Genomic DNA, 22,306 nt, shown 5'->3' with positions numbered 1-22,306 from the left:
TTTTTTTTTTTATCTAAAATCAATAGTGCAGCTACTGGATTGTCCAAACCATTTTACTCTATTTTTCGAGGCAGTTTTATAAATAAAATCACGTATCATTCTTGGAATAAAAGCTAATAAAGCAGCAACACGTTTCCATTTAGGAATTTTAGAAATAATTTTTAAAAAGCCATCAGAATGTGTTTTTACGCCATGATCATCGATCAAAATAACAGTGTCTAACCGTTCAGTAGGGAAACCATGTTCAACTAGTAATTGTTGTCCATATTGTGATTGAAAAGCTACAAATTGGAATAAGTCTTTAGGTGCAAACTTTAAAAGCCAACCTACAACGCCATTACACAAATTACATTCACCATCAAAAATGATAATATCTTTAGTAAACTCTCTTTTCATAATATGTTGATATTTAATTAGGTAGACGAGTAATTTTTGAGGTGCTTACAATAGCATTCGATTTTTTTTAGTATTCAAATTTTGATATTGCTTTATTTACCTTTATCATTACTAATGAACCTAAACTATAAACTATGAGAAAATTATTGATGTTGTTAGCTATTATATTACTAGTGTCTTGTAATGATGCTAAATATGCCGAAGCTATTGTTGGTGAATGGGAATGCGCTAGTTGGATTGATACAGCTACAGCGAAAGACAAATGTAATAGTAATGCGTATTTCAGTTTTAAAGAAGACAAGACCTACACATCTAAAGTAGGTGCTCAAGAAACCAGTGGAACCTACAAGATAGCTGATGGTATTTTGTACTCTACACCAAAGGATAAATTAGAAATAGCAGTAGAAATTAATACACTCAATGCTGATACATTGTCTTTTACAATGAGTCGCTCAGGTAATGAAGAGATTTTAACTTTGATTAAAAAATAACTATAATTTCTATAAGAAAATATTATCAATTCTTTATGAGATTTATCATCATTAATCGTTCAAATTTTCGTAAATTAGAGTAACGAAATTAACCTAAAAACAAGGAACGATTATGAATGTTATGATTAGATATGTAGGTGTCGATAGAAGTGAGACCCTTAATGAGTTTACCGAAGAAAAATTAAACAAATTATCAGACAGATATGAGTTTATAGTAGGTGCAACTGTACGCTTCAAACAAGATGACAATGACCACACTAAAGGTAAGATTTGTGATATTGAATTAAGTTTGCCTGGACCACGTATTTTTGCGACTTCTAATGAAGCGCAATATGAAGTTGCTGTGAGAGAAACCATTAGTGATTTAGTGCGACAGCTAAAAAAACGCAAAGAAGTTTATAAGACGTATTAATACGTTTAAATTTTAAAATGATAATGCTTGAACGCACACATAAAGCGAATAGAATCTCAACGGTTTTTTTGCTACTGGTTTGTGTTCAAGCATTACATTCTATAGAAGAATATATTGGCAAGCTCTGGGAAAACTTTCCTCCAGCAACTTGGCTAACTGGTTTGGTCTCTGAAGATCGTCATTTGGGTTTTCTAATTATTAATGTCGGACTCTTTATTTTTGGAATAACAGCTTGGTATTATTTGGTGAGACCAGATCGTATGCTTGCCAAGATTGTTATTGGATTTTGGTTGTTTATTGAATTAGTGAATGGTGTTGGCCATCCCATATGGACGATTATGCAAAAGCGTTATACGCCAGGCGTTATTACAGCGCCTTTATTGCTTATTACAGCAATTTATTTGATAACGCTTATCTATGGTGGTAAGGCTCATTCTTCAAGATCGTAAATCCCCTGTACAACTGCTCAATAACAAATAATCGAATCATTTGATGGGAAAAAGTCATTTTTGATAAAGATAGCTTTCCTTGTGCTTTTTGATAAACTTCAGGAGAAAATCCATAAGGACCACCAATTACAAATACCAATTGTTTAATACCAGAGTTCATATGCTTTTGTAAATACTGAGAAAATGCTACTGAGTCCAAGTGCTTTCCGTTTTCATCTAACAAAATTAAAACGTCGGTTGCGTTAAGTTTGTTTAAAATAAGGTCACCTTCCTTTTGCTTCTGCTGGGCTTCACTTAAGTGTTTTGCTTTTTTGAGATCTGGTATGATTTCAAATTCAAATTTGATATAAAACCCTAATCGTTTTTGATAATCATCAATTAACGATTGCAAATCTCTATTGTCTGTTTTGCCAATGGCAAGAAGTTTAATTGTCATATTTCAAAGTTATGCTTTTTTGAATTTTTTTAAGTTGCAATTGCTATTTTTACGGTAAATATCCAAAACATGATTTCAAAAGAACAATTTGATAAGGAAATAGAAGGCATTATTATTAATGCTATTAGAGAAGATGTAGGTGATGGTGATCATAGCTCATTAGCTTGTATTCCTGCTTCAGCTCAAGGAAAAGCTAAACTTTTAGTAAAAGATGAAGGCGTTATTGCTGGTGTTGAGTTTGCTAAGCAGGTTTTTGCTTATGTTGATGCAAATATGAAAGTCGAAACACTAATCGAAGATGGAAGTCATGTCAAGTATGGCGATATTGTGTTTTACGTAGAGGGCGCTTCACAATCTATTTTAAAAGCCGAACGCTTAGTACTTAATGCAATGCAACGTATGAGTGCTATTGCAACAAAGACAAAGCAGTTTGTAGATTTATTAGAAGGCACAGGAACTAAAATTTTGGATACGAGAAAAACAACACCAGGAATTAGAGCTTTAGAAAAATGGGCTGTAAAAATTGGAGGAGGTGAAAACCATCGATTTGCATTGTATGATATGATCATGCTGAAAGATAACCACATTGATTTTTCGGGAGGAATTACCAAAGCCATTAATAAAACAAAACAGTATTTAAAAGATTCTAAACGTGATTTGAAGATTATAGTAGAAGCTAGAAACCTTGAAGAGATTAAAGAAATTTTAGAGACTGAAGGCGTATATCGCATTCTTATCGACAATTTTAATTATGAAGATACACGAACAGCAGTGCGGTTAATTGGTAACCAATGCCTAACAGAATCTTCTGGAGGAATCAATGAAAAAACCGTACGAAAGTATGCCGAGTGTGGTGTAGATTATATTTCTTCTGGAGCTTTGACACACTCTGTGTATAATATGGATTTAAGTCTGAAAGCAGTTTAATGTCTAAATCATTAAAAGAGATATTGAGTAAAATTCCTATTGTAAATCGAATTGTAGATTTACTTAGGAAGATAAAACTACCTGCTCTTGAAGGTTTGACACTATACGATTTACTGGTGCTTTACGCTATAGGCATTTTTAAAGGAGCACTTACTGCCAGAGCTAGTGCCATAGCTTTTAGTTTTTTTACAGCCATATTTCCGTTTTTATTGTTTGTGCTTATTTTGATGCCTTATATACCCATTGAAGGGTTTCAAACTGATTTTCAACAATTTTTGACATCATTTTTACCGCCTCAAACTTCAGATTTTTTCTTTTCCAATATTTTTGAAAATATTGAGAATACCGAACGTGGCGGATTACTATCTTCTGTGTTTATTGTATCCATTTTATTAATGGCTAATGGCGTAAATGCAGTGTTTTCTGGATTTGAAAACTCATACCATCAGGAGCTCACAAGAAATATATTTAAACAGTATTTATATGCTTTAGGAGTCGCTTTGATTTTAGCTTTGCTAGTCGTTTTAACAGTGGCTTTCTTCGGATATTTTCAAATTTATGTGATCCAGCCTTTATATGAACAATTTGATAGTATCGATTTTAAGACCAATCAATCTAATGTGTTTTGGGTTGTTTTTGCTAAGTATTTATTCTTCGTATTTATGGTATACATCGCCACAGCTACCCTATATTATTTTGGTACAAAGGAAGGACGTACGTCAAGATTTTTCTCCATTGGCGCTTTGTTCACGACTTTGTTGATCATATTAACATCATATTTATTTGGTATTTATATCGAAAACTTTTCACAGTATAATAAGCTTTATGGTTCTATTGGAGCTCTATTGATTTTATTGTTGTATTTATGGTTAAATGCTAATATATTGTTGCTAGGTTATGAACTAAATGCAACAATTAGACGTTTAAAAAAGAAAAAGAATGGAGAAGATGAATAAAATTGGCCTTGTTATAGTTATACTTTTAATGACCATAAGCGTCTCTGGACAAAGCATTCTTGGGAAATGGAAAACAATTGATGACAAAACAGGAGAGGAGAAGTCTATTGTTGAGATCTACAAAGAAAATGGGAAGGTGTTTGGAAAAATCATTGAAATCTTTGACCCTAAAAAACGAGATTTGCCCTGTAAATTCTGTGAAGGTGATGATTATAATAAACCTGTGCTAGGATTGAAAATCATCAAGAATATGGAAAAAGCTGGTGATGTTTATAAAAAAGGAACCATCACAAACCCAGAAGATGGAAAACAGTATGATTGCCGATTACAACTAGACGAAGACAATGCCAATAAACTTCAAGTGCGTGGTTATGTAGCTTTCTTTTATCGTACACAGTATTGGGTAAGAGCTGAAGATTAGTTTTATGTTTTTAGAAATTCTATTTGGTGTTTTAGTCACAATTGGAGTAGGATGGATATTTTACCTTTTCTTTAGTTGGGAAACTAAATCAGAAAAGGAACAGCATGAACGAATGAAAAGGAGTTTAGAAGACGCATATATTATTGATCCGGAAACAGGAGCTAAGTTAACTTTGGAGCAGGCAGAATCTGGACATTGGGAAGGCTCTGCTGATGAATTTAGAGCAATGCCAGAAGCCGAGATTAAAAACCTAGTATACAAAGATCAACAAACTGCTCAAAGAGGCCTAAATCATTTAATTGGAAGTAAACGTTTTTTGCGTCAAGACATGTTTTCTGATGAGCAATTTGATGTGGTAGAGCGTACAATTACACTCTCTCACTACGATGATTGGTCTTATTCTAATGTGTTCCAATTTGAAGAGGGACTTATATTCTTACCTGCACCAGAAACTAATTCTGTAGGCATGGTTACAGAATCTCAATTAATGATGTGGCTCAAAATTGACTCTATTAATGGGCATTACTATTTCAGAGAAAAAACAAAAACAGAAACTTTTTTTGATAAAGTTAGAAATGATGATGAATTAAAGTATGCTACTTATGAGTGTTTTACTTTTAAGACGTCAAGACAGATGCTTCAAATAAAACAGATAATAGATAAACTTGTTACTTTTAATGGGTTAGAAATAGAAATTCATAACGATAATCTATTTATTAAAACACTTAGGTTGATAAACAAAGAAGATGTCCTTACCTTTGAAAAGATATTATCAATCTTATATCGAGACATCAAACCATTCCATTAAGCTGAACTATTTCATTAACGTCATATTACCAATTCCTCTAGAAAAGAGCTTCACCTATGCAATTACCAAAGCAGAAGCTAACTTTCTAAAGCCAGGTATACGTGTTTCTGTTCCATTTGGGAAAACTAAAATCTACACAGCTTTAGTTATTGATATTCATAACAATGCGCCTTTAACCTATGAGGCTAAAGACATTCATCAAATACTAGATGAGGTTCCTATTGTGACACAAAAGCAGTTAGAGCACTGGAAATGGATAGCAAGCTATTACATGTGTACATTAGGAGATGTAATGCGTGCGGCTTTACCAAGTGCTTTTATTTTGGAGAGTGAAACTATTATTTCTAAAAATGATGCGACTATAATTAGCGATGCAGATCTTAGAGATGATGAATTTGTGATCTATGAAGCTTTGCATCATCAGTCGTCATTGAAGGTTCAGGATTTAATGTCTATTCTCGACAAAAAAAATGTTTTGCCAGTTATCAAGCGATTACTTGATAAAAATGCTATTTCGGTTCAAGAGGAAATCTATGAAAAGTATAAGCCCAAATTAGTGCGTTATGTGAAATTAGGTACCTCTTATACTTCAGAAGACGCCTTACAAGTTTTACTGTCAGATCTCAGTCGAGCACCAAAGCAAAGAGATGTAGTGATGACTTTGTTTTCAATTTCTGCGCAAACCAAAAAACCAGTAAAGGTATCTGATCTTACTTCGGAAAGTGGAACGTCTAGTGCCATTGTAAAAGCATTGATCAATAAAGGAATTCTCGAAGAATACCATATACAAACCGATCGAGTGACTTATGAAGGAGATGATAATGAAGACTCAAAGCGATTAAATGAGTATCAAGAAAAAGCTTTAAATAAAATCAATGAATCATTTGATAATCAAAATATTACATTGCTACATGGTGTGACGTCTTCTGGAAAAACGGAAATCTATGTTAAGCTTATTGAAGACCAGCTTAAAGTTAAAAAGCAGGTCTTGTATTTGTTGCCAGAAATTGCGTTAACTACTCAGTTGGTAGAACGTCTTCAAAATTATTTTGGCGAAAAGGTTGCTGTATTTCATAGTAAGTATTCTTCACATGAGCGCGTTGAGGTTTGGAACAATGTGCTCTCCAATTCGTCAACAGCTCAGGTGGTGTTAGGAGCCCGTTCTTCGGTGTTATTACCATTTCAGAACTTAGGGTTAATCATTGTAGATGAAGAACACGAATCGTCGTATAAACAGTTTGATCCAGCACCACGATACCATGCACGTGATACTGCTATTGTATTGGCAAGTATTTTTCAATGTAAAACAGTATTAGGCTCTGCTACACCAAGCCTCGAGAGTTATTATAATGCAAAGCAATCAAAATACGGATTGGTAGAATTAAATCATCGCTATAACAATGTGTTGATGCCAGATATAGAATTGGTAGATATTAAGGATAAACACAAACGAAAGCGTATGCGAGGTCATTTTAGTGACCGATTAATTGAAGAAATGACCGAAACCTTGAAGAATGGTCATCAAATTATTTTGTTTCAGAACAGACGTGGTTTTTCGCCAATTGTAGAATGTCATACTTGTGGTCATTCGCCTCAATGCCCAAACTGTGATGTGAGTTTAACTTTTCATCAATATAAAAATCAGCTGCGTTGCCACTATTGTGGCTATAATACTGTGATGCCAAAAACCTGTGATGCTTGCGGAAGTGTAGAATTAGACAGTAAAGGTTTTGGTACAGAACAGGTAGAGCAGGAGGCAAAATTATTGTTTCCAGAGCATAATGTAGCGCGTATGGACTTGGATACAACGCGAGGTAAATATGGTTATGAGAAAATTATAACAGCGCTAGAGCAAGGTGAAATAGACATCTTGGTTGGAACCCAAATGCTAACTAAAGGATTGGATTTTAGAAATGTGAAACTTGTAGGCATTATGAATGCTGATAATATGCTTAATTTTCCAGATTTTAGAGCTCACGAAAGAAGTTATCAATTAATGGCTCAAGTATCTGGTAGAGCAGGGCGTACAGAAGAACGCGGAAAAGTGTTAATTCAAACGTATAATCCGTATCATAAGATATTACAGCAAGTGTCTACGAATAATTATGTTCAGATGTTTGAAGAACAATTAGATGAGCGTCACATTTATAAATATCCTCCAATATATAGGATGATTAAAATCACATTAAAACATAAAGATTATAATCGTGTCAATATTGGTGCCGATTGGTATTCTAAATCGCTTCGAACCGTTTTTAGTCAGTATGTGCTAGGTCCAGAGTTTCCACCTGTGGCAAGGATTAGAAACCAATATTTAAAACATATTTTAGTAAAAATTCCTCAGAAACAATCGTTAGCAAAAACAAAAGAAGCTATCATTAAAATTAATAACAGCTTCTTAAGCGTGAAAGATTTTAGGGCAATAAGAGTAATCTTAAATGTCGATAATTATTAAAGCTAATTAGTTAGGTTAGTTAGTTATAAGTTATATCTTCAAACTATTATTAGTCTTAAGGCCTTTAGATATTGTTTAAGGCATCAACAAGTTGGGTTTTCTTGTTTCTACTTAATGGAATCTCATAAGCACCAACTTCAACATTTTTACTGTTAAATCTATCGACCTTATCAAGGTTTACGATATATGATTTATGGATTCTTAAAAATTTACCTTCTGGTAATTCATGTTCAAAAGCTTTCATAGTAGATAAAACGACTAAGCTGTTTTCTTCGGTAACTAGTTTTACATAATCACCAAGAGCTTCAATCCATTTGATATCTTTAATGTAAACTTTTCGTTTTTTTAGATTACTTTTGACAAAGATGTGTTCGCCATCAGTTTCATTGAAATCTAGCTTTAATTTATGTTGCTCTAATGCTTTTTCAACAGATTGATTAAATCGTTCCCTAGTTATAGGTTTTTGAAGATAATCGGTTGCATCATAATTAAAAGCTTTAAATGCGTATTCAGTTTTACCTGTAACGAAAATAATTTGGGGTTTGTTGTTGAGTACATCAAGTAGCTCGAAACCGTTCAATACAGGCATCTCAATATCTAAGAAGATTAAATCTACTTTATGAGTGTTAAGTCCGTTCTTGGTCTCTAATGCGCTACTATATTCTGCAATAAGGTTAAGAGAGGAATGATTCTCTATTAACTTTACAATCGATAAACGTTGAATCGCAGAATCATCAACTACTACACAGTTTAAAGTCATAACATTATTTATATTTTAGGTTAAGATATCGACAATAGTACGAAAAATTCGGATAAAAACCAAAAAACATCGGTAAAGTGTGGTTTTTAACAAAATATTAACATTATTTTGATGTCTAAAATTTTATATACAAAAACGTTGCCAGAAACATAAATTATAGTTATTTTTGCACTCATTTTTAACACAATAAAAAAGATTTTTATGAATCATTATGAAACTGTTTTCATCTTAAATCCCGTTTTATCTGATGACCAGATAAAGGAAACAGTAAAGAAATATGAAGATTTTCTTGTTTCTAGAGGAGCGAAGATGGTAGCCAAAGAAGATTGGGGCTTAAAAAAATTAGCATATCCAATCCAAAACAAAAAGAGTGGTTTTTATCACTTATTTGAGTACACTGTTGATGGAGAAGTTATTAATCCATTAGAAGTAGAGTTTAGACGTGATGAGCGTTTTATGCGTTACTTAACAGTAAAATTAGACAAGCATGCGATTGCTTGGGCAGAAAAGAGAAGAAACAGAGATAAACAAAAAGCGTAATTATGTCTTCAATTGAACAACAAGCAAAAGGAAAGAAAGATGGAGAGATCAGATATCTTACTCCATTAAACATCGACACAAGCAAAACGAAGAAATATTGTCGTTTTAAGAAATCTGGTATCAAGTATGTAGATTACAAAGATGCAGATTGGTTGTTAGGTTTTGTTAACGAGCAAGGTAAAATCTTACCAAGACGTTTAACAGGAACATCTTTAAAATACCAAAGAAAAGTATCTGTTGCAGTAAAACGAGCGCGTCACTTAGCGTTAATGCCTTACGTAGCAGATTTATTAAAATAAAATACCAATAACTATGGAACTTATATTAAAACAAGACGTTGAAAATTTAGGATTTAAAGACGATATTGTAACAGTTAAGAACGGTTATGGTAGAAACTTTTTAATTCCTCAAGGACAAGCAGTAATGGCAACATCATCTGCTAAGAAAGTCCTAGAAGAAACTTTAAAGCAAAGAGCTTATAAAGAAAAATCAATTATTGAAGCAGCTCAGAAAACTGCAGACGCTATTAAAGATTTAGAAATCAAGATTTCATCTAAAGTAGGTACTGGAGACAAATTATTTGGATCTGTAAATAATATTGATTTAGCTAATGAATTACAAAAAGCTGGTCATGAGATTGACAAAAAATTCATCTCTGTTGCTGGTGGAACCGTAAAGCGTTTAGGAAAATACGATGCTGTAGTAAGATTACACAGAGAAGTATCAGTAGATTTACCATTTGAAGTAGTTGCTGAGGCTTAGTAGTTTACAACAAAGGTTAATAAATATAATAAGGCTGTTCATTTGAACAGCCTTTTTTTATTAACTTTAGGCTAATCTATAACAACCAAAAACTAAATACAAATGAAGAAAAACCTTTTTACAGCTTTTATGCTACTATTTGTTACTATGACTTTTGCTCAGGTAACAACCTCTAGTTTAAAAGGTGTTATTTTAGACGAAAGCTCTCAACCCTTACCTGGAGCTAACGTAGTTGCAGTACATACACCAACTGGTACAAAGTATGGAGCCGCTACAAATTTTGACGGACGTTACAATATCATTAATATGAGAGTTGGTGGTCCTTATACAATTACCATATCTTACGTAGGCTATAAAGAACAAGTCTTTAATGATGTATTCTTAACTTTAGGTAAAACTGAGAATATTGATTTACAAATGACACCTGATAGTGAACAACTTGATGCTGTGATTATTACAGGATCAACCACAGGAACATTTAGTACAGATAGAACAGGTGCCGAGACATCAGTTGGTAGACGTGAATTAACAAGATTGCCAACAATTACAAGATCGACTAACGATTTTACAAGATTAGAACCAACTGCTAGTGCTGGATCGTTTGGCGGACGTAATGATCAATTTAATAACTTCTCTCTAGATGGTGCTATCTTCAATAATCCTTTTGGTTTGGATGCAGCTCAGCCTGGTGGGCAAACAGAATCAACACCAATATCAATTGATGCGATAGATCAAATTACTGTAAGTACTGCTCCTTACGACGTGACTCAAGCCGGATTTACTGGTGCTGCTGTTAACGCCGTAACAAAGAGTGGTACTAATGAATTTCATGGTACTGTATATGGGTTTTTTAGAAATGAAGACCTTACTGGTGGAACGGTTAGAGGCGAAGATGTTGTAAAACCGAAATTAGAACAAAATCAGTATGGATTTAGTATTGGCGGACCAATCATAAAAAACAAACTATTTTTCTTCGCTAATTTCGAAAAGGATGAGCGAACAGATCTAGGAAGTAATGGTTGGGTTCCAAATACTGGAAGTGGTGCTATTAACGAATCTAGAGTACTGGAGTCTGATTTAATTGCAGTTCAAAATGCACTATTAGATTTAGGTTATAATCCTGGTGCTTACCAAGGATTTACTTATGCAGCTGAGTCTAATAAAGGTATTGTAAAATTAGATTGGAATATCAATGATAATAACCGATTAGCAATAATTTATAACTTTTTAAACGCTTCTAAAGAAAAGCCAGCACATCCTACTGCTTTAGGGTTTAGAGGGCCAAATGCTAATACACTACAGTTTGAAAATGCAGGTTATGAGATCAATAATAATATCAGATCTGTTCAGTTAGAATTGAATTCAACATTCTCTGATCAAGTATCTAATAAATTTCAATTTGGATTTACTCATTTTGATGATTTTAGAGATCCATTGTCTACGCCAGCACCAACCATCACTATAACCCAAGATGGTTCTAACTATATTATCGCTGGACACGAGCCGTTCTCAATAAATAATAGATTAGACCAAAAAGTACTTCAGTTTTCAAATAACATGAATTACTTTGATGGAGATCACACATATACAATTGGTTTTGCTTTTGAGAAGTTTCAGTTTGATAACTCATTTAACTTAGGTGTCTATGGAGCACAAGGCGTATTCTTTCCAACCACGACTATGGACGGTTTCCAAGATCTAGTTGATTCTGGACAGTTACAAGATTTATACAATCAAGCACTTGCAGCACACGCATCATTGTCAGCTAATCCAGTTGGAGAAGCAGGAGGTTTTGCTTTAGCTGAAACTAATGTTGGTCAGATGTCATTTTATCTTCAAGATGAATGGAATGTTTCCGAGAAGTTTAAACTAACTTATGGTGTACGTTTCGATAAGCCACTGTTTTTTGATAGTGCAGAAAAAGCACAGGATGTGATTGATGTTGCTTGCTGCTATGCACCAGATATTCCATATGTAAATCCAAATACTGGAGAAACTGTTTTCCTAGATAATACACAAATGCCAAATAATGATTGGTTAATCTCACCAAGAGTAGGATTTAACTATGATGTAAAAGGAGATAGAAGCTTGCAGTTGAGAGGTGGTTCAGGATTGTTTACTGGCCGTTTCCCATTTGTATGGTTAGGAAACCAAATAGGTAATCCTAATGTATTCTTTTACCAAGCTGTTGATCCAGATTATAAATTTCCGCAGGTATGGCGTACTAATTTAGGAACAGATTATAGGTTTGAAAATGGTTTGATATTAACTGGAGATGTGTCTTATACAAAAGATATTAATGGTGCTCATGTACAAAACTGGGGACTATTACCTCCTTCAGGAACTTTGGCTGGAGTTGATAATAGAGCAATTTATACGTCTAACGATATTATTAATAACGCATACGTATTTACAAACTCAGATAAAGGTAGAATTTGGAATGCTTCATTTAAAGCGCAAAAATCATTTGATAATGGATTATACACCATGTTAGGTTATAGCTATTTAAATGCTAAAGATGTGAATTCTATTGAAGCTGAAATTACTGGAGATGCCTTTGCTTTCAATCCTGCCTTAGGAAATGTTAATGACGATGTATTAAGTTATTCTAGATATGGAGATACACACCGAATTATTGGTGTTGCTAGTAAGAAATGGACCTATGGTAGTGATAAATGGGCAACGACTATTTCAACGTTTTTCGAATATGCTCGTGGTGGTCGTTTCAACTATACGTATGGAGGAGATCTTAATGGTGACGGGTCAAATTTAAATGACTTACTATACATTCCTACTGCGAGTGAAATATCACAAATGCAGTTCTCTGGAGCTGGACAAGCAGAAGCTTTCGAGTCTTATATACAACAAGATGATTACTTAAATGATAGAAGAGGTCAATATGCCGAGCGTTATGGTGCATTAGCACCATGGAGAGGTCGCTGGGATCTTAAGTTGCTTCAAGACTTTAACTTTAAAGTTTCAGGTGATAAGGTGAACACGATTCAATTAAGTGTAGATGTATTAAATGTCGGAAACTTAATTAATAGTGATTGGGGTGTTATTCAACAGCCAATTAGTGTGCAACCTTTAGGTGTTGTTGTAGATCCTGGTACTAATGTACCAACCTATACATTCAATGCAGACTTACAAGAAACGTTTAGTTATGATACAAGTTTAGCTTCAAGATGGCAAGCGCAATTTGGAGTACGATATATCTTCTAAATACTAGATAAATTCATTAAATTTGCGCTCTTAATTTTAAGAGCGCATTTTTTTTACCATTGTATATGAAATATTCTAGACTCACAAAGGAACAATTTGAAGAATTACACCAAGAATTCATCAACTTTTTAGCGACACAATCTATTACTGCCGAAGAGTGGACAGCTATTAAAACGAATAGACCTGAAGTAGCCGAACAAGAACTAGACGTCTTTAGTGATCTTATATGGGAAGGTGTGCTTTCTAAAGTGAAGTATCTAGAGCATATGTCTCCGCAGCAGATGCATTTGTTTCATTGTGCAGACAAGCACATGCGGCTTATTGCATTAAAAGTTAAGAAAGACGCTGTTGATATCACCACAAAAGAAGGTTATGCTTGGTTTAGAGATAATTTGATGTCTGATGATATCGAATTCTTCACAGCAAAAAAGGATTATTCTGATGATAAAGGTCAGGATAAGTTCAAATTAATACAAGAAGGAGCCAACATTACCAAAGGAGCCTTATATCAATATTTTGAAAATTTAGTAAGTAAATAAATTTAGTCAACGGGAATGTAGAGATCTACAATGCACTTCTTTTCAGGATGCTTATTAAAATCATTATGATAAATCTCAAAAGGTGGTTCCGAACGCTTTTTATAACCATTATCATTCATCCATTTAAATAAATTCATCCAAGTTGTAGGAAATTCGGCAATACCAATTTCATAATGAGCTGTGATGTGTAGTCCACCATTAATTGTAGTTGAAATTACTTCACCATCAGTTTTTATAGGTGCATCAACAACTAAGCAAGCAGTCATTCGTACCTTATCTGGTGCAGTGATTTTAAAGCTATCGTAATACAGTGTTCCCATTTTAAAATCAGGATGACGTAACAAGCCTTGTTGACCAGCCCAATCTAATAATCGGTTAAAAGTTAGTGTTAACTGATGCTTTCCAATACATGTAATACCTAGCGTGTGAATGTTGTCAATTGTTTCTACCTTAATGTTTGTTGTCATAACTGTGTCGTTGTTTTGATTTGTATGACAAACATAGTTTTCAAATGTAGTAATGGGTTGCCCATTCTTGCTTTTCATTTGACTAATCTTGCTATATTTTCCTTTACTATGTCTTCGGAAATTGGACGGACTCACACCATAGAACTTTTTAAAAGCTCTGGTAAAAGATGAGTTGCTTGTAAATCCGTACTGCGTCGATAATTCTGAAATGGTGATATGTTCACGATGCAGTAAATCTGCCGAAGCTTTCTCAACACGTTTTCTCGCTATATAATTGTTAAGTGTTTCTTTTGTGAATGTTTTAAATATGCGATGAAAGTGATAAGGTGAGTAATGTGCAACTCTTGAAATTTGCTCTAAGGATAAATCACTTTCGAGATGCTGTTCAATATAATTGAACGCTTTGTTAATGCTTTTGATGTGATCTTTGGAAAGTGTCATTGAATTCACAAAAATAAACTAAAACAATTTACGTAAAAGCTTTGTGAAAAAATTTGCCCTTTATGATAGATTTAAACCTCTGTCTTGTCTAGGTTATTCTTCATTTAGCAATTTTCCATTTTTATCAAACAATGTTGAATACTCATCAAAAAATAATTTATCTCCATAATCCATAGTGTGATAGATTAATACATCATTTTCTAATCTTATATAAATTTCGTCATCATCGTCTATTAGTATATCAATTATTGCAATGTTTCTATACTTGATATTTCTTGGTATCCTCCAGTTTTCATGTGTCACTTCATAAAGATGTTCATTAGCATCCCATTTGGTAATCCAATCGTTACCAAAACAATACTTTTTTTTGTCTTCAGTTTCTAAAATAGTAGAAAAATAGTAAGCACTTCCTAATCCTTCAAGATGTACAGTACCTTCACCTTGGTGAGTGAAAAATACGTTTTTTAGCTTTTTGCCAACTAATAAAGATTTGTAAGGTTCAATTTCAGAAAGTAATTGAGCTCTAGAATTATTCATAACGCAACGACTCCACAGGGTCAAGTTTAGCTGCTTTATTTGCAGGATATGAGCCAGAAATTACAGCAACTATAAACGTGATGACACTTGCCCATATCATCGCTCCCCAAGGAATAACAAAGTTAAAATCGACTGCGGCTGCAAAAATGTAACCAATCAGGATACCTAATAAAATACCTAACAATCCGCCTAATTGCCCAATAATAATCGTTTCAATAAAAAACTGAAAGGCAATAGTGCGACGTTTGGCACCTAAAGATTTACGCACACCAATTTCACGAGTACGTTCGGTTACAGACACCAACATCATGTTTAACAATGCAATGGTAGATCCAAAGATGGTAATGATACTAATAATCCACGCAGCAGTAGACAGTACACCTGTAATAGAACCAATACGATTAATAAGGTCATCACTTTTTTCGATGCCAAAATTGTTTTCTTCAACAGGGTTCAACCCTCTAATATTTCGGAATAATAAAATAGCCTCATCCTGAGCACCTTCAAGCATGTCTTTTTTATCGGCTTTGATGCTCAAATTATAGTTGATATTTGCATTAGTGAAAATAGTACGTGCTTTTTGCAGTGGCATAAGCACACGTAGATCTTGATTATTACCAAAGGTTGCGCCCTTTTCTTTTAGTACGCCAACAACTTTAAATTTAGCACCTCTAATACTAATGGTTTTACCTAAAGGATTAACATCATCCAATAGTGCTTTTTTGAGATCACTACCAATAACACAAACGGTATTACTGTTTTCAACATCAAAATAATTTAAAGCACGTCCAGTTTCAACTTCTAGTCCTGTATTTTGAATGAAATGTTCATTAACACCATATACCTGTACTTCGGGATCAGTTTTTTCATTTTCATACTTGACTTCAGCAGTTCGTGTACCTAAAAAGGCTATAGACGTTTTTGTATAGGGATAGTTGTATTCCTCTTCAAACGCTTTTACTTGTCGGTAATTAATAACCGGATTTATCTTTTGAGCTTCATCGCCACGTCGTTGCGTGTTGAACTCATAACGTTGGATGTTAAACGTGTTGGCTCCCATTGATGAAAAATCACTAGAGATCGTGTTTTCTAATGCAGAAACAGCGCTTAAAATCCCTACAAGAGCAGTGATACCTATGGCTATGATTAAAACGGTAAGAATAGTTCGCAGCAATTGACTTCTAATAGAATCAAATGCAATTCGGATATTTTCTCTAACTAATGAAAACATAGTATACGTTAAAAGTTGGTTGTATTTTATAGTAAGACTACTAAACACCCATAAAGTTACTATAAAATTGAAATAACTTTCGAATGCATCTGAAATTTATAATTTTTTTGTGAAAGATTTAAGTGTACTAAAACGATTTTCGATTCTTCAGAAAATGAATATGCCATAAAAACCTGGCATTCCAAAAGGTACATGAGACTCTAAAAAATGAGATCTAGTAATTCAGTAAAACTCTCACTATAGCTTTGCTGTTAAACCTGCTATGAGAGTTGATAGATTAAAAAAGCCTCAATCCAGTAGGAGAGAGGCCATTTATAAGTTAAGATCACGGTAGATTTGGGTCTATTTTATTTCACCAAAACTTTCTTAGATAACAAACCGCTTAAAGTATCTATCTTAATGATGTAAGTTCCAGTGCTTAGGCTCTTAACTTTGTATTCAGAATAGTCCAGTTCTGAAATATTTTCAATGGTTGTAATATTTTGTCCTATGATGTTGTATAATTCTATAGACTTCACATCAATAGCGTTTGGATTCAATAATACAATGCTTTCTGTTTCATTGTTATAGAAAACATCTACTGTTTTCAATTCATTGTCGTCAACGCTTAATGAATCTCCTTCACTAAATGTTAATTCAAATCTGTTTAAATATTCACCTGCAGGAAGGAAAAATTGGAAATCCCCTTCTCTAAGATTATGATACGTATCATTTTCTATATCGTGGATAAATATATCAATCGTACTAGGTACATTTTCTAGATTATCAATAGTAATGGTATTTAATCCATCATCATTTGTTTTGATACCTAATGGATATACCGTATCAGATTCAGCTAAATTACTTCCTTGTATCGTATACTTTTCATCAGCTATCATCCAGAATAGATCATCCATTTGATTGTCATAAGTCTTGGCGTCATATCCCCAATCATATCCAGTTGTAGTCGACTCATCAATAGTTAACAATAACTGTCTGTGAATCGTATTTATAGAATTGAAACCAATTCTAAATTTCATACGATTATCTGCCGCTTCGGTTTGAGTATCAGCACCAGCAATGGTGTTCGGATTAGCATTTCTAACAAATACTGATGTTCCAGTACCTTCTTTTTGGTAAATACGTTGACCATTATTGAAATTGATTGTACCAGTGCTTTCACCAACAACAAAGAATCCTTGACTTACTGGGATGTAACGTGCTGGAAGTTTTGTTGGAGTTCCGCCTGTTCCAACATCTGGATCATTAGTTCCTAACGAAGGTGCTCCCGTACCACCAGAGAAGTTATACGTTGCATAACCACCTTGGTAATCTAATAGGTTGTGAGTGCCACCTCCCCAATGTTCCCAGAAGTAAAGCGTACCACTAATTAATGGGTCGGCACCAGCACCAGTAATATTTGGTCCGTTATCTGTAATAAATTGATTGGCATCAATTGCAGAAGGGTATGGGTTACCTACTAAGTAATCGTTTCCAGCGTTAAGTGTTAAGTTAACATCACCATTATTTGGTTTTCCAAGGAACACATAGTTTTGTTGATCTACTATTGTTCCAGATCCAGGACCTTTCATCGTGAATCCTTCACCAGTTAATAATGTACCATTACGTCTCACATGTTGCCATGCAGAATAGTCATCGTCTAATTGGTTGGCAAATTTCCATATCCAGTAATCGGCAATGCTAATTGTAGCACCATCTGACCCGTCATATCCTGTATTAATAAAGTTAATTGGGTTAACACCGTCATACATAACATCGGTTACGGTATATGAGTTGTTATTTGTTGTTGAATTAATTTCACCAACAGGAGACGACCAATAGTTATACGTATGTACATCGGCAGTACCTTGTTGATCTTTTTCCAGAGAACCTGACGACGTAGGGTCAAGATCACTATCTTCAGTTTGTACTAATTGCGACTGACCTTCTAGATCGATTTTTCCATCAATTTTTAAATAATGTGATACAGTTAAACCGTTTCCAGCAGCAGCATCTGCATTGTTACCATCAACAGTTAATTCTCCAGCGTCTACATATAATCCTAATACTTGACGATCTCTTCCTAAGACAACTTCAGTATCAATAGTTACATTGTGACCAATTCTAACAATATTCCAATCGATAGGTGTCGTTCCATCAACTACAGATAGTTCATTTGGTAATGGTTGTTCTGCATTATTTAACCATGTTGCTTCGGTTGTCCAGTCACCATTTCCTTGAGATTCAAAAGGTAAAGGTGCGGTTTGTCTATCTACAGTATCCAAGTTTCTTAAAGCACCTTGATTACTGTTACCTGAAGCATCTTCAGTATTTGTATAGGTATATACAGACATAGGATAATATCCTGCCAGATCAGACCATGGAATCGTAGCTACATCATTTTTAGTAATAGTTGTTGGTAATACTTTACCACCTACAAATGTTGCATTCTCTTCTATTTCCTGATTCATTATAAATCGTAATTCATCTACACTCAATTCAACATCCCAGACGCGTACTTCATCAATATTACCTCTAAAGTGTTGTGTTGGTGTATTCTTACCAGCAGCAGCAATATAGAAGGATTCATTGGTGTCAATAGGAGCCGTTCTATTGGCTTGATTGGCTACAACACCATCAATGTATATATAGAGTCTTGTACCATTATAAATAACAGCAACATGGTGCCATTCGTCATCAGGTATGCTTGCTGAAGTTGTCAGCATTTGATTGGTTCCATTTTTTATCCACATTTGAATTCTGTTATCATTAAGAATTCTTAAATCATATCCTGTAGTAAACGGATTGTCTCTTTTAGATACAATTGACTTCGTTCCTGTATCGGCAGCATCTCTTTTTATCCATGCCGAAATAGTATATTCAGATGAGTTTAGATCTAAAGCATCTTCCATATCAACATAATCAACCGAACCATCAAAATATACAGAACGTTCTACAATAACCATTGGTGCATAACCAAAGGTGATATATTTCGTACCATCAAAATCATAATTAGTTTCAAGATTACCACTACCATCTGGTGTCATTACTCTATAATCTGCAGTAGGGTCAAAAACTCCAGTACTAGAGATAAACATATAGTAACTACCAGGAGGTGTAATATTTCTGATGGCAGCTTGAGGTATTCTAACTTTTACTGAAGGAATATCACCACCAGTTTCTTCTACACGCCAAACACGTTGCATCGCAGTAAAAGATACATTAGTCGTAAGCGCAGGCGAAATACCAGCACTCATATTAACAGAAATTGTAGATGCTGCTAAATTTAAGTCGGCACCATTATTTCCCCATACTAAATACTCTTTATCTCCAAAAGTAGTAGCATTAGAAGTAATATTATCACTGTTGGTATCGTAAATTTCAGTCAATCCCATCGTAAGGATACCTTCAATTCTTCCAGTTCCGTCTACTGCGTCATTAACACTTCTAGATTGTTTTTGATTTAATTCGGAAACATCATCTCTTCCTATTCCTGCAATATCATAATTATAGGCACCAGCATCTTTAGATTGATCCCAAATAACAGTACCATCACTATTTACATAATCCTGAGATGTTCCATTAACACCTAATGTGATTCCGTATTTAACAGCGAGATATGATTGAATTCTATTTCGTTCTTGTGTGAGATCGGTATCTGTTTTTCTAGAATCGTAAGTAATGACTTCGGCGATACGACCATCATAACTTCCAGACCAATATTGACTACGACCAATCCAGTATCTCGTATTGTTTACTTGAGCATAAGCAGCTATATCATTAGTAAGCGTACCTACTTGATTGGCATTAAAGTATAATTCCATATCAGTATCCGCTGCGTTTTGTCTAATATTGACAATATGTATTTGATTATAATCGGTTCCTGTACCTAGATCACCACGTCCATAACCATCATCATAACTTGGTGCAGGGTTAGAAGCAGAGCTTTCATTGGTAACTCCAATACAGTAAGTGAGTCGTTCGTTATCAAATCTAGCCGAATAAGCTCCATATCCAAAGCCTGTAACATCTTCATCATAGGTTTGACCTGTAGGGTCAGTACTCGTAAATGTATCCAAAGGAATCATAGATGTTGTAATAGTAGGATCTGGCATTAATACAATGAACATATCATTAGTATTAAAGCCACCTGTACCTTTTAATACATCTCTACTACCATCACTAATGATATATGACATATCTCGATTAGCAGTGTTATTATCATTTTCAAACTCTATAACAGGGTTGAAATTAAAATTATTTGTAAGGTTATTTCTATATACGGGTTCTTGACCAGTAACTACGGTTTCCGCGTGATTTCCTTTTCCATTATCTATCCATTGCGATACTAATGATCCATCTGAACCTACAGCAGATCCATCTAACTGATCGGCCTTTAACCAGAGGTCAAGGTCAGACGTAATACCACCAGGCGCATTTGTTGGTGTTTGAAATGTTGTTCCTGTTACCGTTATGGCATCAATCATGACATAATCTCCATTATTGTTTGCTCTTACAACAACCCTAAATTGGGCTGTTGATCCCGCAGGAAAAGTATAATTTGTTGAAAATATAGTCGCCGTTTTACTGTAAAAATATATAGCAGTAGAACTCTCAAAGTCAGCATTTTTACTGGCTACACTACCTGAAACATAAGTTGCTATGGTTTGCCAAGTAGATCCATCATAATATTCAATAATAAAATCTTCGCCCCATTCCATACTATAAGAAGAGAAAAAGAATTTTACATCAACCTTGTTATAGGCAGAAAGACTAAACGTAGGAGAGGTCATTGTAGAGTTTGCAGGTGTTGAACCATTACGGAGCCAGAATGAATGTGTTCCATCATAGGCAAAAGGAGCACTATTATTTCTATAGGCTAGAGAACCTCCTGTCCATCCTTGAGTTCCTGATTCAAAATCATAAAAACCTAGAGTCGTAGTCGTTTGAGCGTTACATATGCTCATGGTTATTATTGTAAAAACCATTAGAGCATACTTTTTCTGAAAAAAAGTAGAAATTTTCATAAGCGGTTAAATTTTAGTTTGGGACTAATAAATTTATAATACAAATGTATGTGTATACTCTGTGAAATGCAAATTTAATCGACGAAATGCATATATAATTTTTTAATACCTGATTATCAGTTACTTATAAATTTAATATTTTTTGGGTTTTGGTTTAATTAGGTCTTAAGTGTTATTGTCTGTGCTTTAGTGTGTTACAAAAAAAAGCTGAATTATTACAATTCAGCTTTTTTGTTTAATTGATTTATCACTAATATTTAATTAGTTTCTTGGTGACAATTATACCATTATCTCTATTAGATATCTTGATGAAGTATGGAGCTTGCTCCAACCTGTCAAGTTCATCGATAATTATAGATCCGTCTATACTAGATTTTCTCTTTTTATAAACAACTCTACCGTTTAGGTCATAGATGTTTATTTCAAATTCACTTCCATTTAAACTCAATGGCAAACTAATAGTTATGGTTGTCGTGAATGGGTTTGGTCTAATCGAAATATCTCTACTGTTAAACTCTTCAGTATCTAGAGTATTATCATCCATACCATCACAATCTTCATCAATTCCATTATCTGGTATTTCGGTTGCTCCCGGATAAATCTGATCATTGGTGTCATCACAATCTGTATTGTCAGTTACATATCCAGCTGGTTGCGAGCATGTAAGGATTGAATTGTCTGGATCTCCAAAACCGTCACCATCAGTATCCGCGTAGAATACGTCCGTTGCTGGAGTCACAGTTAAGTTTAATATTTGATCGGCAGCACAGTTCACACCTTCAATAGTTACAGAGGTCGAACCACCAGAACCATCATAAGTGATACCATTCTCAGTCCAAGTATACGACTCATCAGAGCAAATCGTTACATCAGTCACTACAGGAGCAGGCTCCGGCGTTACTGTTAAGTTAAGTGTTTGATCAGCTGCACAGTTTACACCTTCAATAGTTACCGAAGTAGATCCTCCAGAACCATCATAAGTGATACCATTCTCAGCCCACGTATACGACTCATCAGAACAAATCGTCACATCAGTCACCACAGGAGCAG

The 22,306-nt window shown here is 34.3% G+C and carries 21 protein-coding genes; 13 read left to right on the top strand and 8 right to left on the bottom strand.

The window, feature by feature from the left end:
* Positions 1-9: 9 nt before the first annotated feature.
* On the bottom strand, positions 10-396 hold the full coding sequence (locus KWG70_RS16500; RefSeq protein ID WP_230937144.1) for a thiol-disulfide oxidoreductase DCC family protein: 387 nt from the start codon (positions 394-396) through the stop codon (positions 10-12).
* A gap of 134 nt (positions 397-530) precedes the next feature.
* On the opposite strand from KWG70_RS16500, the gene KWG70_RS16495 reads away from it, so the two are divergent.
* The 3 genes from KWG70_RS16495 to KWG70_RS16485 all read left to right on the top strand — a co-directional run bounded on the left by KWG70_RS16495 (position 531) and on the right by KWG70_RS16485 (position 1,748).
* Complete coding sequence (locus tag KWG70_RS16495) at positions 531-887, top strand: lipocalin-like domain-containing protein (protein ID WP_230937143.1); 357 nt, start codon at positions 531-533, stop codon at positions 885-887.
* Positions 888-999: 112 nt separating this feature from the next.
* Entirely contained in the window at positions 1,000-1,299 is a 300-nt protein-coding gene (locus tag KWG70_RS16490) for an HPF/RaiA family ribosome-associated protein (protein ID WP_230937142.1), read from the top strand.
* Positions 1,300-1,322: 23 nt separating this feature from the next.
* The gene (locus KWG70_RS16485; RefSeq protein ID WP_230937141.1) at positions 1,323-1,748 is read left to right on the top strand and encodes an HXXEE domain-containing protein; all 426 of its coding nucleotides are present in this window, start codon (positions 1,323-1,325) and stop codon (positions 1,746-1,748) included.
* Here KWG70_RS16485 and rlmH read toward each other — a convergent pair.
* Positions 1,711-2,184 carry a 23S rRNA (pseudouridine(1915)-N(3))-methyltransferase RlmH gene (gene rlmH, locus KWG70_RS16480; RefSeq protein ID WP_230937140.1) on the bottom strand — a complete coding sequence of 158 codons (474 nt, stop codon included), beginning with the start codon at positions 2,182-2,184 and terminating at the stop codon, positions 1,711-1,713. The genes KWG70_RS16485 and rlmH overlap by 38 nt on opposite strands.
* Before the next feature lie 69 nt (positions 2,185-2,253).
* On the opposite strand from rlmH, the gene nadC reads away from it, so the two are divergent.
* Genes nadC through priA form a run of 5 tightly spaced genes read left to right on the top strand, consistent with a single transcriptional unit; the run spans position 2,254 to position 7,751 of the window.
* Positions 2,254-3,111, top strand: coding sequence for a carboxylating nicotinate-nucleotide diphosphorylase (nadC, locus tag KWG70_RS16475; protein ID WP_230937139.1), 858 nt, complete (start codon positions 2,254-2,256; stop codon positions 3,109-3,111).
* On the top strand, positions 3,111-4,067 hold the full coding sequence (locus KWG70_RS16470) for a YihY/virulence factor BrkB family protein (protein WP_230937138.1): 957 nt from the start codon (positions 3,111-3,113) through the stop codon (positions 4,065-4,067). The genes nadC and KWG70_RS16470 overlap by 1 nt, the downstream gene beginning before the upstream one ends.
* Positions 4,051-4,488 (top strand): DUF2147 domain-containing protein, encoded by a 438-nt coding sequence (locus tag KWG70_RS16465; protein WP_317206768.1) that lies wholly within the window; start codon positions 4,051-4,053, stop codon positions 4,486-4,488. The genes KWG70_RS16470 and KWG70_RS16465 overlap by 17 nt, the downstream gene beginning before the upstream one ends.
* 4 nt (positions 4,489-4,492) lie before the next feature.
* On the top strand, positions 4,493-5,296 hold the full coding sequence (locus KWG70_RS16460; RefSeq protein ID WP_230937137.1) for a hypothetical protein: 804 nt from the start codon (positions 4,493-4,495) through the stop codon (positions 5,294-5,296).
* Between the two features lies 1 nt (position 5,297).
* The gene (gene priA, locus KWG70_RS16455; RefSeq protein ID WP_230937283.1) at positions 5,298-7,751 is read left to right on the top strand and encodes a replication restart helicase PriA; all 2,454 of its coding nucleotides are present in this window, start codon (positions 5,298-5,300) and stop codon (positions 7,749-7,751) included.
* A gap of 64 nt (positions 7,752-7,815) precedes the next feature.
* On the opposite strand, the gene KWG70_RS16450 is transcribed toward priA, so the two are convergent.
* A complete protein-coding gene (locus KWG70_RS16450) occupies positions 7,816-8,511 on the bottom strand; it encodes a LytR/AlgR family response regulator transcription factor (RefSeq protein ID WP_230937136.1) in 696 nt (231 codons plus the stop codon).
* A gap of 201 nt (positions 8,512-8,712) precedes the next feature.
* Here KWG70_RS16450 and rpsF point away from each other — a divergent pair, with 201 nt between their 5' ends.
* From rpsF to KWG70_RS16425, 5 genes are all read left to right on the top strand, one after another.
* Positions 8,713-9,051, top strand: coding sequence for a 30S ribosomal protein S6 (gene rpsF, locus KWG70_RS16445; protein ID WP_230937135.1), 339 nt, complete (start codon positions 8,713-8,715; stop codon positions 9,049-9,051).
* A 2-nt stretch (positions 9,052-9,053) separates the two neighbouring features.
* Entirely contained in the window at positions 9,054-9,350 is a 297-nt protein-coding gene (rpsR, locus tag KWG70_RS16440; protein WP_028873640.1) for a 30S ribosomal protein S18, read from the top strand.
* A gap of 13 nt (positions 9,351-9,363) precedes the next feature.
* Positions 9,364-9,813, top strand: a complete 450-nt coding sequence (gene rplI / locus KWG70_RS16435) for a 50S ribosomal protein L9 (RefSeq protein ID WP_230937134.1) — start codon at positions 9,364-9,366, stop codon at positions 9,811-9,813.
* 102 nt (positions 9,814-9,915) lie between these two features.
* Positions 9,916-13,035 carry a TonB-dependent receptor gene (locus KWG70_RS16430; protein ID WP_230937133.1) on the top strand — a complete coding sequence of 1,040 codons (3,120 nt, stop codon included), beginning with the start codon at positions 9,916-9,918 and terminating at the stop codon, positions 13,033-13,035.
* 65 nt (positions 13,036-13,100) lie between these two features.
* Positions 13,101-13,574 (top strand): DUF6495 family protein, encoded by a 474-nt coding sequence (locus KWG70_RS16425; RefSeq protein WP_230937132.1) that lies wholly within the window; start codon positions 13,101-13,103, stop codon positions 13,572-13,574.
* A 2-nt stretch (positions 13,575-13,576) separates the two neighbouring features.
* Here KWG70_RS16425 and KWG70_RS16420 read toward each other — a convergent pair whose 3' ends face one another.
* The 5 genes from KWG70_RS16420 to KWG70_RS16400 form a co-directional block, all read right to left on the bottom strand.
* The gene (locus KWG70_RS16420) at positions 13,577-14,482 is read right to left on the bottom strand and encodes an AraC family transcriptional regulator (RefSeq protein WP_230937131.1); all 906 of its coding nucleotides are present in this window, start codon (positions 14,480-14,482) and stop codon (positions 13,577-13,579) included.
* Positions 14,483-14,575: 93 nt separating this feature from the next.
* Positions 14,576-15,019 carry a hypothetical protein gene (locus KWG70_RS16415; protein ID WP_230937130.1) on the bottom strand — a complete coding sequence of 148 codons (444 nt, stop codon included), beginning with the start codon at positions 15,017-15,019 and terminating at the stop codon, positions 14,576-14,578.
* Positions 15,012-16,250, bottom strand: coding sequence for an ABC transporter permease (locus KWG70_RS16410; protein ID WP_230937129.1), 1,239 nt, complete (start codon positions 16,248-16,250; stop codon positions 15,012-15,014). Before KWG70_RS16410 ends, KWG70_RS16415 begins: the two co-directional genes overlap by 8 nt.
* 347 nt (positions 16,251-16,597) lie before the next feature.
* A complete protein-coding gene (locus tag KWG70_RS16405; RefSeq protein ID WP_230937128.1) occupies positions 16,598-21,256 on the bottom strand; it encodes a LamG-like jellyroll fold domain-containing protein in 4,659 nt (1,552 codons plus the stop codon).
* A gap of 250 nt (positions 21,257-21,506) precedes the next feature.
* A partial coding sequence (locus KWG70_RS16400) for a T9SS type A sorting domain-containing protein (protein ID WP_230937127.1) occupies positions 21,507-22,306 on the bottom strand: 800 nt, incomplete at its 5' end.

This window comes from Psychroserpens luteolus (assembly GCF_021032705.1).
GTDB classification, from domain to species: domain Bacteria; phylum Bacteroidota; class Bacteroidia; order Flavobacteriales; family Flavobacteriaceae; genus Psychroserpens; species Psychroserpens luteolus.
This window is presented reverse-complemented; position numbering and strand designations above follow the sequence as displayed.